The following is a 16,965-nucleotide window of genomic DNA, read 5'->3' as shown; positions in this document are numbered from 1 at the left end:
CGCGTGACCTACCCCCATTTCCTGACGGAGGTTTTGCCGTGGATCTTGTGCATAGCATTCTCAACCATGTGCCGGAGGTGGCGATCTTTCTATCGCTCGCCCTCGGCTACGCGTTAGGGGCGATTAAGTTCGGCTCCTTCCAGCTAGGCGGTGTGGGCGGCTCGCTGCTCGTTGCTGTGGTCGTCTCGCAGATCGGTATCTCGGTCGACGCGGGCGTCAAGAGCATCATGTTCGCGCTGTTCATCTACGCCGTGGGTTACGAAAGCGGCCCGCAGTTCTTCAACTCGCTATCGCGCAAAACGCTGCGCGAAATTGCAATGGCCATCTTCCTCGCCGCATCGGGGCTGGTCACGGTGCTGATTTGCGCCAAGATCTTCGGCTTCGACAAAGGCCTGGCGGCTGGCGTGGCCGGTGGCGGTCTCACGCAGTCGGCCATCATCGGCACGGCCGGTGACGCTATCTCGCGCATGGGGCTGGCGGCCGACGAGGTCAAGCGCCTGCAATCGGAAGTGGCTATCGGCTACGCGGTGACGTACATCTTCGGTAGTCTCGGCGCGATCATCGTGTGCGCCTCGCTGGTGCCCAAGCTCATGGGACGCACGCTCAAGGAAGACGCGAAGAAGGCCGAACTCGCGATGACCGGCGGTCAGCAGGTGCTCAACGCCGATCAGGTCGACTCGCTGCCCGCGCTGGTGGGCCGTGTCTATCGGGTGACGACGGGCGCAGGCAAACGCGTGGTCGACGTCGAGAAAGAACTCTCGGACGGCGTGACCATCGAGCGCTTGCGCCGTAACGGCAAGATCATCATCGCGACCGACGATCTGGTGTTCGAGACGGGCGACGACGTGATGCTCATCGGCCGCCGCGAAGCCGCGACCGAAGCCTGGCGTCTGCTCGGCGACGAACAGCCGCCGTCACGCGATCTCGATATTCCGCTGCGCTTGCAAGAAGTGGTGTTCGCGCGCAAGGGCGGGAACGGCAAGACGCTGGGCGAGCTCAAGGCCGGTGTCGAGCGCGACACCAAGCACGGTGTGTATATCGCCAAGATCACGCGGATGGGGCAACCCGTGCCGGTGCTCGACGACACCATTGCGTACCACGGCGACGTGGTCACGCTGTACGGTGCCGACAGCGACGTGCAGCGCGCCGCGAAGGAAGCCGGTTACCCGGTGGCGTATTCGGTCAAGACCGACTACGTGTATATGGGGATCGGCATCGTGGTGGGCTTGCTGATCGGCTACATCGTGGTGAAGGTCGGCGGCATTCCGCTCACGCTGGGCAGCGGTGGCGGTGCACTGCTCGCCGGGCTGGTCTTCGGCTGGCTGCGCGGCAAGCACCCGACGTTCGGCGCCATGCCGCTCGCGGCGAGTTCGCTGCTCAAAGAGTTGGGGCTGGCGACATTCGTCACCTGTGTGGGGCTCTCGGCTGGCGCACAGGCGTGGCAGACGCTGCAACAAAGCGGGGTCTCGATCTTTATCGCGGGGGTGATCGTCACCATCGTGCCGCTGCTACTCACGTACCTCTTCGGGCGCTATGTGCTGCGTTACGACAACGTGGCCATTCTGGCCGGGGCGTTGTCGGGCTCGCGTAGTGCCAACCCGGCCTTCGGCGAGATTCTCGACAAGGCCGAGAGCAACGTGCCGACGGTGCCGTTCGCCATCACCTACGCCATCGCCAACGTCTTGCTCACGCTGCTCGGACCGCTTGTGGTGTCGCTGGCTTAAACCTGAACCGGGCCATGTGGCCCGGCCAGCGAATGGATTCGCCCGATCGTTTGTCATTGCCAGTCAATGTCTGATCGCAATTGGTTGTTCATGGAGATAACGCTATGAAATCGAAGGAACTCGACGCACTCGCCAAACTCAGCCCGTTCGAATTCAAGGACACGCTGATCGAACTCGCGCAAGAGAATGGCGCACAGCGCTCGATGCTCAATGCCGGGCGCGGCAACCCGAACTTTCTCGCGCTCGAACCGCGTCACGGCTTCTTCCAGTTGGGACTGTTCTCGCTCTCGGAAGCGGCGCGCCAGTTCACGTACATGCCCGAAGGCGTCGGCGGTATTCCCCCGGGCAAGGGTATCGAAGCGCGCTGGCAAGACTTTGCGCGCGAAAACCAGCACACCGACGGGGTGAAATTCCTCGAGAAGGCCATCTCGTATGTCCGCGATCAGATGGGCCTGAACGTGGAGGACTTCCTCACGGAAATGGTGCACGGCATTCTGGGCTGTAATTACCCGGTGCCGGATCGCATGCTGAAGAACACCGAGAAGATTGCGGCCAAGTACCTGCGCCGCGAGATGGTCGGCCGTCATCCGTTCACCGGCACGTTCGACCTGTTCGCGGTCGAGGGCGGCACGGCTGCGATGACGTATCTGTTCAACACGCTCAAGACCAACCATCTGCTGCAAGCGGGCGACACCATCGCGCTCGGCATGCCGATCTTCACGCCGTATATCGAAATTCCGGAACTGGCCGACTATCAGCTTCACGAAGTGAACCTGAACGCCGATCCGGAACTGGGCTGGCAGTATTCGAAGAAGGAACTCGACAAGCTGCTCGATCCGAAGATCAAGGCGTTCTTCCTCGTGAACCCGAGCAACCCGCCGTCGGTCAAGCTCGACGACGCATCGCTCGAGCATCTGGCCGCCATCGTCAAGAAGCGCCCGGACCTGATCATTCTCACCGACGACGTGTACGGCACGTTTGCCGACGACTTCCGCTCGCTGTTCGCCATCGCACCGTACAACACGATTCTCGTGTACTCGTACTCGAAGTATTTCGGGGCGACGGGCTGGCGTCTGGGGGCGATCGCCACGCACGAGAAGAACGTGTTCGACGACAAGATCGCCAAGCTGCCCAAGGCACAGCGTGAAGGGTTGAACGCACGTTACTCGTCGATCACGACGGAACCCGAGAAGCTCAAGTTCATCGACCGCCTCGTGGCCGACAGCCGCGCCGTGGCACTGAACCATACGGCCGGGTTGTCGACGCCGCAGCAGGTGCAGATGGCGCTCTTCTCGCTGTTCTGCCTGATGGACGAGCCGGATGCCTATAAGCACGCTGTGAAGCGCATTATCCGCCGCCGTAAGGCCGTGATGTACCGCGCCGCCGGCATTACCGAAGAGACCGGCCCGAACACCGTCGATTACTACAACATTCTCGATCTGGAAGTTCTGGGCACGAAGATCTACGGCAAGGGCTTCGTCGACTGGTTCATGAAGAACATCGACCCGTCGGAAGTGCTGTTCCGTCTGGCCAAGGAAAGCGGCGTGGTGCTGCTGCCGGGCCGTGGCTTCGGCACGTTGCACCCGTCGGGCCGTGTGTCGCTCGCCAACCTGAACGAGCCGGACTACATCCAGATCGGCGATACGGTGCGCAAGCTCATGGACGAGTACAACGAACGGTATCTCGCGGGTGGCTCGGGTGCGGGTAAGGGTGGCAAGAAGAAGTAAGCTGCTCGGCCTCCGAACCTTCCCACCATGCTAACGGTGTTGTGTCGTGGCGTTTGACCACGGCGCGGCACCGACAGTCCCCCCCTCGATCGTCCCTCCATGGCGATCGACCATTGCCCGGGAACCACCTTCCCGGGCTTTTTTTATGATGTGAAATCTTTGTGGCGTTTTTGCCCAATTCACGCTGACGTCACAGGGGCAAGCGGGCCAATAAAAATGCCCGCACGAGGCGGGCAGAAGTCACTACAGGGGAAGTCACGCGATATGAGCGTCAAACCCGTGTAAGAGTTCCCAAGGAATGTGACTGGCAGCGCGTCATACGATCGACGTAAAATGGTCGCTTGTCGCTAAACACCCCCCGATGTCGTTTGCGGCGCACGAGGCTCGCGAATCGACGCGCGCGTGGGGGTGGGTCTTCGGGTGTCGAATGTCGGTAAAGTCGGTCGTGCGCAGTGGCTTGACGATGGTCGCGTGTCTCAACGCCGTCACATCGCCGGGCGCTCACGCACAGTCATTGTTCTCGGATCCTAATCCACCGTGTTTCACTGAGCAGAATGCGCTGTCCTACGGTTTGTGGGATCGCGGGCTCGCGCCTCAGTATTTCGTGCCGCCTCCCGAACCCGCGCCACAACCGCAGGCGCAAGACCCGGGCATCTCTGCCGATCCCATTGCGTTGTTTGCCGGTGACGACCCGAACGCCGTCGCCGCGGCCGTCGATCGCGAGGCCGCCGCGCGCGCAGCGTCTGCGGCGCAGGCGGCTGAAGCGGCCGGGCCTGCCGGGGTGGCCAGTGCGGCTGTCGCTGCCGCTGCTGAAGGGGCAGCGAGTGCTGCCGTGGCAGCGGGCACGGACGGCGTGGCAAGCGCAGCCGTCGCGTCATCTGAGGCGCCCGACGGGCAAGCGCAAGCCGATGCAACACCTCCACCGCCGCCTTCCCCCCCGTTACCCGCTGCCGATTTCGCCGTCGCACCGGAATTGAGCGCCGACGGCACGGCCATTTTGGCGAAGGCATTGCTCGCGCCGGGCGAAGTGCCGCCGGAGCCGCCTGCACCGCCGCCCGCACCTGACGTCGAGCCGCCCAATGCTTTCCTTGCGAAAGCGTCGTGCCTGCGCGGACAGCCGCGTCGCGAGAGCTACGCCGATCGCAATATCCGCATGCTGATGCGTCGCGGACTGGTCGTGCGCAACGAGAATCTGCCGCTCATCGCCTCGCGCAGTAAGACGCCGGGCGAAGGCGCCGTGGGCTTGCAGGTGCTCAACGAGCAGCCGTATCAGTTCAATCTGGGCATGAACAACAGCGGCATGACGACCACGGGCAAGATGCAAGGCACGGCCAATCTGTTGATGAACAACCCGCTCGGCATGTACGGCAAGTTCAACACGACCGTGAGTCAAGACTTGCAGAACGCTCGCCGCGATGCGACCAATCGCGACGTCACGGCCAATTACTCGGTGCCGCTCGATGCCGACTGGACGGTGGGCCTGACGGGCAAGACCAACGCGGCCACCGATCAGATTGCTACCGGCACGACGCAGACACAGACGCTCCAATGGCGTGTGCGCCGTGCGTTCGATGTGACGTCGAACGGATCGACAGGGATCGAACTGCGCTACAACCGCAGCCGTACGGAAGACCCGAATGCGATCCATACCTACGACAGCTATGCGGAAGTGGGGCTCAACCACACGCACTATCTCGGCACGTCGAAGCTGGATCTGTCGGTCATGCAGCGCTTGAATGCGCCGTGGATGCCGTCGTCGAGCGGCCCGCCGGGCTGGTCTTATCGCTTCCAGTCGATCGACGCGAAGCTCACTGTGCCGTTCTGATAAACGCCATCACCGCGTCGAGCGACGTGGTGCGCGTGAGCGTCGCAGGCAGGTCCGCGAAGTGCTCGCTTTCCCCGAAGAGAATCACAGGCTTGCCGTATTGCACGGCAAGCCTGACTTCGTCGCGCGTGCCGTGACTGCCGGGCAGCGCGACGATGACGTCGCTCGAGAGCACGTTGATGGAATTGCGTGAGAGCGTGCCCGGCGGCGCATCGGGAAGATGGCGCGGCAACGGACTCACGATGGCAATTTCCACGAACGGGTTCGGATACCCGGGCAGGGGACGGTAGCCTTTTCCTACAACGGCATGGCCGTTTTCCGCGATGGGCGCTTCGTTGTCATTGCCTTCGATGGCTTGCGTCGGCACCACGCCGATGCTGCGTCCCACGCGCTGCGGCACCGCACAGAACGCTTCGCTCACGCTCCACATCACACCTTGTCCGCCGCCGGTCAGCAAGTGGTAACCGGCCACGGCGAGCGCATGACCCAGCGGGACGGCGAGTTCGGTCCACGGCTGTTTGCCGGAACCCATGACGCCGATGGTCTTGGAACGTTGAGGGAGTGGAGTAGCCGTCATAAGAGAGGCGCGCACGATGCGTAGACTTGAGCGCTGCCGATCATAAACGAATTCGCATCGCGGCGACGTTCAGACGTGCGCTGAAAGTTGGGGCGGAAAGGCACGCGCAAATCGCGGGCAAAAAAAACCCGCCGGATGGGCGGGTGAGGAAGCAGGCCTCCCACGGGGAAGTGAAAGCCTGATCTCGCGAGGTGTGTGCGAGATGCGTGTAGTATCGTGATCTACTGGATCGTTGGCTATGGGCTAAGTCCTAAAGTGCATGTCAGACGCTTTCCATTTCCATTTCGTACACTTTCTGACGCCGCGAGTTTTTCTATGAGCGAACCGACGCAATCCCTTCCCGCAGACACTCCCGCCGATGCCGCGCAAATCACTGCCATGCAGAACTTGCGTACTGCGCTGCTAGCCCAGCACAAGGAGCTGATCGCGAACGACCGCCAACAATACGAGGCCGTTTTCGGTGCGGTGCCGACGGGCCGCTTCGTTCAGTTGCTCACGGAAGACCCTTGGTTTCGATGGCTCGATCCGCTCTCGCGCCTGATCGTCGCGATCGACGAGTGGCAGGAACAGACACCGCCGCTCGCCGCCAATGGCATCGCGCTCGCCGATATGGCGGCCAAATTATTTAGGGATGCCGACGAAGAGTTTGGCGAGCGCTATCGGCTGGCGTTGCAACAAGCGCCGGAAGCGGTGATGGGGCAGGGGCGCGTCGTGGCTGCGCTGCGCACGGTGCCGCAGAGCCCGGCAGCGGAGCCGAAGGGTCAGCAGGACGCCGATGCATCGCCGGACGCCGCCAACTAGGCCGCAAGCAAGGGCGACGGCGCTTGAGCAGGGTGCTGCCAGACCGTCAAGCCGAATATTTGTTCCTTCGCTGATCGTTTTTTGAGCAAGGCTCTTGACAGCCCCTAGGCACGGGCAATTTGAGCGGGGCGGGTGAGGTTATCCAGTGGGTTATCCACAAAGGGTGTGGACAACTTTTCCCGCGTCACGCGAAACGACGCCCCCGTTTGCCCGTTTGTCCGCTCGCCCAGCCCGCTGCCGTTTCGCCAAGCACACCGAAATCGTCTGGCCTTGCGGGAATGTTGGCCGCTGGCTCTATGGCGAAACGGGCGCTGCTGCCACAATAGCGGCTTGCCCGGCTGGCGACCCAAAACAAATCCGTGAAACGCCACCGGTTGCCGTCGCCCCGACCGACCGTCAATGACCACTACGCCTATCGTGTTGTTGGTGCTGCTCTCAGCGCTGATGCACGCCACCTGGAACGCCTTTCTCCACGCAAGTCCCGACCGCGTCTGGCAAATCGGCCTGATGGCGGTGCCGCAACTCCTCGCGGCTGTCGTCGGCATCGTGCTGCTGCCACTGCCGCCCATGCAGGTGTGGCCGCTCATCTTGCTCTCGGCCTGTGCGCAGGTCGGCTACACCGTGGCGCTGATTCGCGCGTATCGCGTGGGCGAGTTCGGGCAGATCTATCCCATTGCGCGCGGCATCTCCCCCTTGTTGATTTCCGGCGCGGCGCTGTTGCTGGCGGGCGAATGGCCCACAGGCAGCGCGGCGCTCGGCATCGCGTGTATCTGCGGGGGTATCTTGACGCTCGCGTTGCGCGGGCGGCGCTTGTCGGGCGACAGCGTACCCGCCGCGTTGCTCACCGGCGTATTTATCGCGGCGTACACCGTTGTGGACGGGTTTGGCGTGCGGATGTCGAACGGCAACGGTTTCGGCTATATCGCCTGGGCGTACTTGTTTGCCAGCGTGCCGCTCGTCGGGGGTGTATGGAAATTGCGAGGAGGTTGGCGCGGCATGTTCCTTGCGCCGCGCCGACGCGTGATCGAAGCGCTCGGTGCCGGTGTGGTCGCGCAGTGCGCTTACGGCATGGTGGTCTTCGCGCTGCAATTTCTACCGATGGGTGTGGTGTCGGCGCTGCGCGAATCGAGCGCGATCTTTGCGGTGCTGCTCGGCTGGCTGTTCTTGCGCGAAAAGCTCAATGCGCGCCGCCTCGTGGCATGTAGCCTCGTCGTGGGCGGCGCGGTACTGATCAAGCTCGGTGCCTGAAATAGCGCTGAATGCGTGCTGCGGTCGTGCCTACGCGCGCGGCCACAACTCCGCGCGATGCGCGGTAATGGCGGCGACCACGATCTCGCGCATGCCGTGACCGTCGGTCGACTCCAGATGCTCGAGAATCGTCATGCGCATGCGCGGTGCCCAAAAGCGCCGCAAGTGCCCGGCAATGCTCTCGAGCGCTTCGTCGCGGTCGGGCATCGTTTCGAAGAAGTCGCCGATCTGATTGGCCATCTTGACCAGATTGTCGGTGTCCATGATCTGTTCTGTCCCCTCTCGTAAGCCGCTATCTATCCGTGGTGCCCGTGGTGCCTGCCTGAAGCTGGACAATCCTGCGTCCGCCGCATCGTCTCATGGCGTCGGACGATGAAGCTCGCCGACTGCGCGGCGATGGACGCGGATTGTCCTGATGGCGCTTGTTCCTGCGCAACCTTTTCAGCCTTTCTAACCCTTCGAACCTTACCCTGCGTTTGCCTCAGCCGCTCCGCGGGAGTGGTCGAGGAACGCCTCCTGCTGACGGTTGAAGTCCGAGTACTGGCGCTGCCATTCCGACGGCTGTGCCACCGGCGTGACCTGCACTGCTGTCACCTTGTACTCGGGGCAATTCGTCGCCCAGTCGGAGTTGTCGGTGGTGATGACGTTCGCGCCCGATTCCGGGAAGTGGAACGTCGTGTACACCACACCCGGCTGCATGCGATCGCTCACGATCGCGCGCAGCACCGTCTCGCCCGCCCGGCTCTGAATCCCGACCCAATCGCCATCCTTCACGCCGCGCTCTTCTGCGTCGTGCGGGTGAAGCTCCAGTCGGTCTTCGCTATGCCAGTGATTGTTGTCGGTACGGCGCGTTTGTGCGCCGACGTTGTACTGCGACAGAATCCGGCCCGTCGTCAGAATGAGCGGGAAGCGGCGCGTCACCTTCTCGTCGGTCGGCACGTATTGCGTAATCAGGAACTTGCCCTTGCCGCGCACGAACTCGTCGATGTGCATGACCGGGGTGCCTTCCGGCGCGTTCTCGTTACACGGCCATTGCACGCTGCCCAGTTCGTCGAGCTTCGCGTAGCTCACGCCCGTGAACGTCGGCGTGAGGCGTGCAATTTCGTCCATGATTTCCGACGGATGCGAGTAGTTCATCTCGTAGCCCAGACGCTTGGCGAGCTGAATTGTCACTTCCCAGTCGGCGTAGCCGCCGCGCGGAGGCATCACCTGACGCACGCGCGAGATACGACGCTCGGCGTTGGTGAACGTGCCGTCCTTCTCCAGGAACGACGAACCCGGCAGCAGCACGTGGGCGTACTTCGCGGTCTCGTTCAGGAAGATGTCCTGGACGACGATGCACTCCATCTGCTCCAGCGCGTGCGTCACGTGCTGCGTGTTCGGGTCGGATTGAACGATGTCTTCGCCTTGGCAATACAGGCCCATGAAGGTGCCCGAGAGTGCGGCATCGAACATGTTCGGAATGCGCAGGCCCGGCTCGGCTTGCAGCTCGACACCCCATTCGGCTTCGAACAAGGCGCGTGCGCTGGCGTCGGACACATGGCGATAGCCCGGCAGTTCATGCGGGAACGCACCCATGTCGCACGAGCCCTGCACGTTGTTCTGACCGCGCAGCGGGTTCACGCCGACACCTTCGCGGCCGATGTTGCCGGTGAGCATCGAGAGGTTGGCGATACCGATCACGGTCGTCGAACCTTGCGCATGCTCGGTGACGCCCAGGCCGTAGTAGATGGCCGCGTTACCGCCCGTGGCGTACAGACGCGCCGCACCGCGCACCAGATGCGCAGGCACGCCGGTGTGCACTTCGGTGGCTTCGGGCGAATTCTCGGCGCGCGAGATGAAGTCGCGCCACTGCGCAAACGCGCGGTCTTCGCAGCGCTCGGCGATGAATTTTTCGTCCATCAGCCCTTCGGTCACGATCACGTGGGCGAGGGCGTTGACCATCGCCACGTTCGTGCCCGGACGCAGTTGCAGGTGATAGTCGGCGTTGATGTGCGGGCTCTTGACCAGATCGATCCGGCGCGGGTCGATCACGATCAGCTTCGCGCCTTCGCGCAGACGCTTCTTCATGCGCGAGCCGAACACCGGGTGGCCGTCGGTCGGGTTCGCACCCATCACCAGAATCACGTCGGAATGTTCCACCGACTTGAACGTCTGCGTGCCCGCCGATTCGCCCAGCGTGGCCTTCAGGCCGTAGCCGGTCGGCGAATGGCAAACGCGGGCGCAGGTGTCGACGTTGTTGTTGCCGAAGGCGGCACGTACCAGCTTCTGCACGAGGTAATCTTCTTCGTTCGTGCAGCGCGACGACACCAGGCCGCCGATCGAGTCGCGGCCATACTTGGCCTGAATGCGCTTGAATTCCGATGCCGCGTAGTCGAGGGCTTCGTCCCACGACACTTCTTGCCACGGATCGGTAATTTTCTTGCGGATCTTCGGCGTGAGAATGCGGTCCTTGTGCGTGGCGTAGCCCCAAGCGAAGCGGCCCTTCACGCAGGCATGGCCTTCGTTGGCCTGACCATCCTTGTGCGGCACCATGCGCACGACTTCATTGCCCTTCATCTCCGCCTTGAACGAGCAGCCCACGCCGCAATAGGCACAGGTGGTGATCTTGGCGTGCTCGGCTTGGCCGAGGTGAATGACGGACTTTTCTTGCAGCGTAGCGGTCGGGCAGGCGGCCACACAGGCGCCGCACGACACGCATTCCGAATCCATGAACGGCTGGTCTTGACCCGGCGAGACACGCGCTTCGAAGCCGCGGCCCGAGATCGTCAGCGCGAACGTGCCTTGCGTTTCTTCACAGGCGCGCACGCAGCGGTTACAGACGATGCACTTCGAGGCGTCGTAAGTGAAGTACGGGTTGGTTTCGTCTTTCTCGGTGTCGAAGTGGTTGGCGCCGTCGAAGCCGTAACGCACTTCGCGCAGTCCCGTGACACCCGCCATGTCTTGCAATTCGCAATCGCCGTTAGCGGCGCAGGTCAGGCAATCGAGCGGGTGATCGGAGATGTAGAGCTCCATCACGCCCTTGCGCAGTTCCTGCAATTTCGGCGTTTGCGTACGAACCTTCATGCCCGGTTCGACGGGCGTCGTGCACGATGCGGGGAAGCCGCGCCGTCCTTCGATTTCCACCAGACACAGGCGGCACGAGCCGAACGGCTCCAGCGAATCGGTAGCGCACAGCTTCGGTACGTTCACGCCGCCTTCGGCCGCGGCACGCATGATCGACGTGCCCGCAGGCACGGTGATTTGCTCGCCGTCGATCTCAAGCGTGACTTCCTTTTCCGACTCGCGACGCGGCGTGCCGTAATCCTTTTCGAACATCGGGTCCATCATGGTGAGGGCTCTCCTAGGCGGCCTTAGTCGGCTGGTTCGATGCTTCAGCCGCGCCGAAGTCTTCGGGGAAATGGTTCAGTGCTGAGAGCACGGGGTAGGGCGTCATGCCGCCCATCGCGCACAGCGAGCCGGCGAGCATGGTGTCGCACAGATCGCGCAGCAACTTGATTTGTTTGGGACGGTCGCGTCCGTCGATGATGCGGTCCATGACTTCCACGCCGCGCGTCGAGCCGATGCGGCACGGCGTGCACTTGCCGCACGATTCGATGGTGCAGAACTCCATCGCGTAGCGCGCAAGCTTGGCGAGATCGACCGTGTCGTCGTGGGCCACGATGCCGCCGTGGCCGAGCACCGCCCACAGCGCGGCAAACGCTTCGTAGTCGAGCGGCGTATCCCACTGCGATTCGGGCAGATAGGAGCCGAGCGGGCCGCCGACCTGCACGGCGCGAAGTGGTCGGCCGGTGATGGCACCGCCGCCGAAGTCGTACAGAATTTCGCGCAGCGTGACACCGAACGCTTTCTCGATCAGGCCGCCGTACTTGATGTTGCCCGCGAGCTGAATCGGCAACGTGCCGCGCGAGCGGCCCATACCGAAGTTCTTATAGAAGTCGGCACCACGGTCCATGATGATCGGCACCGAGGCGAGCGAGATCACGTTGTTGATGACCGTCGGTTGGCCGAAGAGGCCTTCGATGGCGGGCAGCGGCGGCTTGGCGCGCACGACGCCGCGTTTGCCTTCGAGGCTTTCGAGCAGTGCGGTTTCTTCGCCGCAGACGTAAGCGCCGGCCGCCTTGCGCACTTCCAGATGGAAGGTCTTGTCCGAGCCAAGAATGTTCTCGCCCAGATAGCCCGCGGCTTTCGCATTGACGATGGCTTCGTTGAGTACATCAATCGAATGCGGATACTCGCTGCGCACATAGATATAGCCGCGCGTGGCACCGACGGCGATGCCCGCGATCGTCATACCTTCCACGAGCACGAGCGGGTCGCCTTCCATCAACATGCGGTCGGCGAACGTGCCGGAGTCGCCCTCGTCGGCGTTGCAAACGATGTACTTCTGCGCGGAGGGCGTGTTGAGTACCGTCTTCCACTTGATGCCAGTCGGGAACGCCGCACCGCCACGTCCGCGCAGGCCGGAATCGGTCACTTGCGTGACGATGGCCGCGCCGTCCATGGCGAGGGCGTTGCGCAGGCCGCGATAGCCGTCGTGTGCGACGTAATCGTCGACAGAGACGGGATCGGTGATGCCCACGCGCGCGAAGGTGAGTCGTTCCTGCTGTTTGAAGTACGGAATCTCTTCGGTCAGGCCGAGGGCCAGCGGATGATCGCCGCCTGCGGTGACGTTGGCATCGAACAGACCCGGCACGTCGTCGACCTCGACCGGACCGTAGGCGACGCGTCCTGCGGGTGTGGTGACTTCTAGCAGCGGCTCCAGCCAGAGCATGCCGCGCGTGCCGTTGCGCACGAGCTCGATCGCGATGCCGCGTGCGGCCGCTTGCGCGACGATGGCTTCAGCCACTTCATCGGCACCGAGGGCGAGCGCGGCGGAGTCGCGCGGCAGATAGAGCCGCACGGTGGTCGGGTTAGCTTGGGCAGGGGAGGTGACTTGGCTCATACGGCATCCTTCGCGCGGGCGAGCAGGCGGTCGAATTTCTCGGGGGTGACGCGCGCGTGCAGCTTGTCGTCGATGGTGATGGCCGGCGACGTGGCGCACTGGCCAAGGCAATACACGGGCTCGAGCGCGACGTCGCCGCTATGCGCGTGCATCGCACAACCCAGCACGCGCTCGGCGTGCGCCACGAGCGCGTCGGCGCCCATGCTCTGACACGCTTCCGCGCGGCAAATCTGCACAACGTGGCGCGGCGGCGCACTGGTGCGGAAGTGGTGATAGAACGTGATCACGCCGTGAACTTCGGCGCGCGAGAGGTTGAGGGCGTTGGCGATGACGGGCACGGCGTCCGGGGGCACGTAGCCGAAGGCTTCCTGAACGTCGTGGAGGATGGGCAACAATGGCCCTTCCTGCGCTGCATGAGCGTCCAGAATCGCTTGCACCGTCGCGACGGAATAAGCCTCGCGCATGGCAGTTGTCTCCTATTTGGCACGCCGTGGGGAGCGGCACACCTGCGGGTATGGGTATGTGTTGTCGTTCCGCTTTCAAACTTTGGCAAAGCTTTTCGGCTTGCCCCGGGGCGAGAGGCCCGATGAAAACGCATCCGAAGACGCGGCTCGGGTCTAGCGATCAGCGTGACGCCGGATGCGTGTGCGACACATAGCCCCCACCATATGCCGCACGAGCTGGCCTCTCGCCCGTTGCTTACATCATGAACCGGTACCGCAGGCGTCGCGAATTCGCGCTTCACCCGATACCCGCTTCCACGGGCAGTGCGTTGTCACGTCAGAGACGGTTTGGGGAGTGGCCGTCTTCACCGTGGCAAGGCATCAGTATGTGAAACACGATATATCATATACGGTATACGTGCAATAGCCTGAGACCGGGTTTGGCAGGCTCGTTTACCCGGATTTGAAGCGCCGGATTTGAGGCGCCGGATCTGATGCGCCGGAGGAGAGGCGCTGAAGGGGAGGGGAGAAGAAGGAACAGTATGCCGGGCTAGGCGGCAACTGGCGGGGAAAAACAAAAAAGCCAGCGGCACGAATGTGCGGCTGGCTTTCTTATTGGCGTGCGTGAGCGTGTGGCAGCCACGCGCGCCGCCGGTCATGACGTTAATCGAGGAAGTCGCAATGCTCTTCGACGAAAGCGGCCAAACCGAGGGTGTGATCGCGAGCGAGCTTCTCGGCCAGTTCCGTATCGCGTTTTTCGAGTGCCGTGATGATCTTCAGGTGATCGACAATCGAGCGCGCGGCCCGGTCGTTCTGAGCGATCGTCACTTTACGAATGGCGCGCACGTGAATGAACAGGTTCTTGATGGTGTTCGCAATCGCTTGCGAGCCGCCAAGATTGATGAGCGCCTGATGGAAGTCGATGTTCGCGTCGGAATACTCTTCGATGTGATCGGTCGGCGGTGCGTTGACGAACTCATCGAACAGATGGCGCAGTTTCGCGATCTCTTCATCCGAGGCGTGCAGCGTGGCCAGTCGTGCGGACATGCCTTCGAGGGCCGCCCACATCTGAATCATCTCGACGATTTCACGCTTGGTCTTGCGGATGATGAAAATGCCTCGGCGTGGCACCGTGCGCAGAAAACCTTCCTGCTCCAGGAGAGTCATCGCCTCGCGAATCGGGGTGCGCGAAACGCCGAGTTCCTGGATGAGCTGACGCTCATCCAGGCGGATCTCTTCTTTCCGGTTATAGATATCTGCGTCTGCGATGGCTTTTTTCAGCCGCGCATACGCCTGATTACGAAAACTCGTGGTGGTGTCGATCGGCCCCAGCGCGAGTGGCGTCACTCGCTCCGGAGTTGGGGTGATCAGGGACATGCAATAGTCTCCTAGGTATTACGGCCTCCTCAGAGGCGCAATGCTTGCTGCCCCACGACGGATGCCGGTTTCGTGACGAGTTTACCCGATTCGTTTGCCTGCGTGGTTTCCGCCAGGTAGGCGAAGCGGCCATTCTTCTCGGCCTTCTCAAGCATCGATGCCGGCAGCGATGCAAACAAATGAACCATGGCGGCACCGGCGGAAAGGGCGGCGGCGAGGGCAAGCAGAGTCAGCGCAACGACGAACATGATGACACTCCTGAAAGACGTTAGATGATCGATATGTGGGGGAGAACTTGCTTTGCATTGTATGTCGCGCCGCAACAAGTCTCAAGATATACCACATACGGAATATCAAAATTTATCGTTTTTCGGGACGTTCTTTAAGTGTCACTGCCCATTGACTGCCTGATTTTGTCTCTTTTTCCGATACTGCCGAGCGGGTCGATGCGCGGCGCTGGTCTCCTCAAAGGTCCGGTTGGCGTGCAAGAGTACAGATTTCGGGACGCGCGGGTAATGCGTAGTCAGTCGCGTGTTCGAAGGTGTCCTCGGTGAGGGGGAAAACGGTGATATTGCGTTGCCGCGAAACCACAGCCGTTATTGCGTGCTGAGCCACCGTGCCGGGTCTCGATCCGCTGATCCGCCAGTCGGCAGATCCATCCGCCAACGCATTGCAGGGGGAACAATGCGTGGCGGCGGCGTGCGGCAGAAATTGCCCTTCTATATAGATAGGCGCATGGCAAGCGGCGCGACGCGCCAACTTGCCAGGTCTTCTTCTCAGGCGATCAAGCTGCCTTGGCCAGTCGTGCCTGTGCAGCAGCGACGGCATCGGGCTGCGTCATGAACTCGCGTTGCTGAATAAGGGCGAGCACAACGTCGAGGGTTGGCGTGGGCACTGCCGCAAGGCGCCCCATCTCTTGCACCACCGAGACGAGCGGGTCGATTTCCATGGCCCGGCCGCGCTCGAGATCCTGAAGCATCGACGTCTTGTGCGAGCCCACCGCGCCGGCGCCATTGATCCGGCGTTCGACATCCACGCGGAAATGCACGCCGAGCTTGTCGCCGATCGCTTTCGCTTCGAGCATCATGGCGCGCGCGACGGCACGCGTGCCCGGGTCGCTGGCGATGATATCGAGCGTCGCGTGTGTGAGTGCCGAAATAGGGTTGAAGCAGAGGTTGCCCCAAAGCTTGAGCCAGATCTCGTCGCGAATGTTCTCGCGAATGGGGGCATCGAGCCCACCTTTGGTCATGATCTGCGAGAGCGCTTCCACGCGGGCGGTGCGCTCGCCGCTGGCTTCGCCGAGCGGGAACTTGTTGCCGTACACGTGTTGAATCACGCCGGGCGCAACGACTTCGGTGGCCGGATACACGACGCAGCCGATGGCCCGTTCGGGGCCAAGCTGACGCCACTGACGCCCGCCCGGATCGATGCTCTCGAGCGTGCTGCCCTCGAGCGTGCCGCCGTGCTTATAGAAGTACCAGTAGGGAATGCCGTTCACCGCAGTGACCACGGCCGTGTCGGGACCGATGAGCGGTTGCATGGCGTCGAGTACCGACGGCACGGAGTGCGCTTTGAGCGCGATGATGACGTAGTCCTGCGGACCGAGCTCACGCGGGTCGTCCGTGCAACGCAGTTGGGCGACGCGTTCTTCGCCGTCGATCAACAACTTGAGTCCGTGCTCACGCATGGCCGCGAGATGCGGGCCGCGCGCCACCAGACTGACATCGGCTCCAGCGTGCGCGAGCTGCACACCGAGATAACCGCCGATGGCACCGGCGCCATAGATGCAAATCTTCATGAAGTCTCCCTCCACAAATGGTCAATCGGAACTTGGCCTTTATTTTTCTAATATCAAATGTTGTATATCGTATATCACAAGCCGGGAAGCGCCAAGCTTTCCGGCGGCCGAGGGCGTCATGGTTTCCCCGCGGTCGGCCGGAAAGGGGTGTCGGGATGTGTGAGCGCGACCGTCATTGCCTGACGTCGAACGCGGTACGAAAGCGGCGGGCGAGCGAATTATTACGGTGTGTTACAGCGGAGGAGGGCATTTCGCAATCAGCCCTCGTTGTGAGAAAAATTATCAAAAATATCGTCTTGTGCTCGTTTTAAAAATCGTCAAGGACGCCGATATAAAAGGCTGTAGCGCCTTATCTGACGCGCCTCTCGGATCAGGTTAACTCCTTAGTATTTTCGCATTGCGTTGTTGCGGCGCTCCGGCCTACAGTTGCCTTACTGTATCTAGCCGCCACCTAGCACAGTGCCTCGCGTGCCGTGGACGTTTTCGAAGCAATGGACCGA

13 protein-coding genes are annotated in these 16,965 nt (G+C 62.3%); 5 read left to right on the top strand and 8 right to left on the bottom strand.

The window, feature by feature from the left end:
- The first annotated feature begins 38 nt into the window (after positions 1-38).
- From aspT to PPN31114_RS08970, 3 genes are all read left to right on the top strand, one after another.
- Positions 39-1,724, top strand: a complete 1,686-nt coding sequence (aspT, locus tag PPN31114_RS08980; RefSeq protein ID WP_150679034.1) for an aspartate-alanine antiporter — start codon at positions 39-41, stop codon at positions 1,722-1,724.
- A gap of 104 nt (positions 1,725-1,828) precedes the next feature.
- Positions 1,829-3,451, top strand: coding sequence for a bifunctional aspartate transaminase/aspartate 4-decarboxylase (locus PPN31114_RS08975; RefSeq protein WP_150679033.1), 1,623 nt, complete (start codon positions 1,829-1,831; stop codon positions 3,449-3,451).
- A 604-nt stretch (positions 3,452-4,055) separates the two neighbouring features.
- Positions 4,056-5,276: a ShlB/FhaC/HecB family hemolysin secretion/activation protein gene (locus PPN31114_RS08970; RefSeq protein ID WP_150679032.1), complete on the top strand. Its 1,221-nt coding sequence runs from the start codon at positions 4,056-4,058 to the stop codon at positions 5,274-5,276.
- Here the strand turns inward: PPN31114_RS08970 and PPN31114_RS08965 are convergent.
- Complete coding sequence (locus tag PPN31114_RS08965) at positions 5,260-5,853, bottom strand: SLOG cluster 4 domain-containing protein (protein ID WP_370865846.1); 594 nt, start codon at positions 5,851-5,853, stop codon at positions 5,260-5,262. The genes PPN31114_RS08970 and PPN31114_RS08965 overlap by 17 nt on opposite strands.
- A 315-nt stretch (positions 5,854-6,168) precedes the next feature.
- On the opposite strand from PPN31114_RS08965, the gene PPN31114_RS08960 reads away from it, so the two are divergent.
- Entirely contained in the window at positions 6,169-6,654 is a 486-nt protein-coding gene (locus PPN31114_RS08960) for a hypothetical protein (RefSeq protein ID WP_150679030.1), read from the top strand.
- A 399-nt stretch (positions 6,655-7,053) separates the two neighbouring features.
- The gene (locus PPN31114_RS08955; protein ID WP_150679029.1) at positions 7,054-7,902 is read left to right on the top strand and encodes an EamA family transporter; all 849 of its coding nucleotides are present in this window, start codon (positions 7,054-7,056) and stop codon (positions 7,900-7,902) included.
- 30 nt (positions 7,903-7,932) lie between these two features.
- Here PPN31114_RS08955 and PPN31114_RS08950 read toward each other — a convergent pair whose 3' ends face one another.
- The 7 genes from PPN31114_RS08950 to PPN31114_RS08920 form a co-directional block, all read right to left on the bottom strand.
- Positions 7,933-8,166, bottom strand: coding sequence for a formate dehydrogenase subunit delta (locus PPN31114_RS08950; RefSeq protein WP_150679028.1), 234 nt, complete (start codon positions 8,164-8,166; stop codon positions 7,933-7,935).
- A gap of 201 nt (positions 8,167-8,367) precedes the next feature.
- Positions 8,368-11,232, bottom strand: coding sequence for a formate dehydrogenase subunit alpha (fdhF, locus tag PPN31114_RS08945; RefSeq protein ID WP_150679027.1), 2,865 nt, complete (start codon positions 11,230-11,232; stop codon positions 8,368-8,370).
- Between the two features lie 13 nt (positions 11,233-11,245).
- The gene (locus tag PPN31114_RS08940; protein WP_150679026.1) at positions 11,246-12,847 is read right to left on the bottom strand and encodes a formate dehydrogenase beta subunit; all 1,602 of its coding nucleotides are present in this window, start codon (positions 12,845-12,847) and stop codon (positions 11,246-11,248) included.
- Positions 12,844-13,311: a formate dehydrogenase subunit gamma gene (locus PPN31114_RS08935; protein WP_150679025.1), complete on the bottom strand. Its 468-nt coding sequence runs from the start codon at positions 13,309-13,311 to the stop codon at positions 12,844-12,846. Before PPN31114_RS08935 ends, PPN31114_RS08940 begins: the two co-directional genes overlap by 4 nt.
- 642 nt (positions 13,312-13,953) lie before the next feature.
- The gene (locus PPN31114_RS08930; RefSeq protein ID WP_150679024.1) at positions 13,954-14,667 is read right to left on the bottom strand and encodes a GntR family transcriptional regulator; all 714 of its coding nucleotides are present in this window, start codon (positions 14,665-14,667) and stop codon (positions 13,954-13,956) included.
- A gap of 29 nt (positions 14,668-14,696) precedes the next feature.
- Entirely contained in the window at positions 14,697-14,915 is a 219-nt protein-coding gene (locus tag PPN31114_RS08925; RefSeq protein ID WP_150679023.1) for a hypothetical protein, read from the bottom strand.
- 536 nt (positions 14,916-15,451) lie between these two features.
- Positions 15,452-16,465, bottom strand: coding sequence for a 2-dehydropantoate 2-reductase (locus tag PPN31114_RS08920; RefSeq protein ID WP_150679022.1), 1,014 nt, complete (start codon positions 16,463-16,465; stop codon positions 15,452-15,454).
- Between the last annotated feature and the right edge of the window lie 500 nt (positions 16,466-16,965).

Source organism: Pandoraea pneumonica (assembly GCF_902459645.1).
Lineage (GTDB): Bacteria > Pseudomonadota > Gammaproteobacteria > Burkholderiales > Burkholderiaceae > Pandoraea > Pandoraea pneumonica.
The sequence above is the reverse complement of the archived record's forward strand: the minus strand, read 5'-3'. Positions and strand labels throughout refer to the sequence as shown.

What these genes read in the sequence shown, in the direction of transcription:
- PPN31114_RS08920 (WP_150679022.1), bottom strand. Translation starts at nt 16,465, where the DNA reads ATGAAGATTTGCATCTATGGCGCCGGTGCCATCGGCGGTTATCTCGGT.
- PPN31114_RS08930 (WP_150679024.1), bottom strand. Translation starts at nt 14,667, where the DNA reads ATGTCCCTGATCACCCCAACTCCGGAGCGAGTGACGCCACTCGCGCTG.
- PPN31114_RS08960 (WP_150679030.1), top strand. Translation starts at nt 6,169, where the DNA reads ATGAGCGAACCGACGCAATCCCTTCCCGCAGACACTCCCGCCGATGCC.
- fdhF (WP_150679027.1), bottom strand. Translation starts at nt 11,232, where the DNA reads ATGATGGACCCGATGTTCGAAAAGGATTACGGCACGCCGCGTCGCGAG.
- PPN31114_RS08955 (WP_150679029.1), top strand. Translation starts at nt 7,054, where the DNA reads ATGACCACTACGCCTATCGTGTTGTTGGTGCTGCTCTCAGCGCTGATG.
- PPN31114_RS08925 (WP_150679023.1), bottom strand. Translation starts at nt 14,915, where the DNA reads ATGTTCGTCGTTGCGCTGACTCTGCTTGCCCTCGCCGCCGCCCTTTCC.
- PPN31114_RS08975 (WP_150679033.1), top strand. Translation starts at nt 1,829, where the DNA reads ATGAAATCGAAGGAACTCGACGCACTCGCCAAACTCAGCCCGTTCGAA.
- PPN31114_RS08935 (WP_150679025.1), bottom strand. Translation starts at nt 13,311, where the DNA reads ATGCGCGAGGCTTATTCCGTCGCGACGGTGCAAGCGATTCTGGACGCT.
- PPN31114_RS08950 (WP_150679028.1), bottom strand. Translation starts at nt 8,166, where the DNA reads ATGGACACCGACAATCTGGTCAAGATGGCCAATCAGATCGGCGACTTC.
- PPN31114_RS08965 (WP_370865846.1), bottom strand. Translation starts at nt 5,853, where the DNA reads ATGACGGCTACTCCACTCCCTCAACGTTCCAAGACCATCGGCGTCATG.
- PPN31114_RS08940 (WP_150679026.1), bottom strand. Translation starts at nt 12,847, where the DNA reads ATGAGCCAAGTCACCTCCCCTGCCCAAGCTAACCCGACCACCGTGCGG.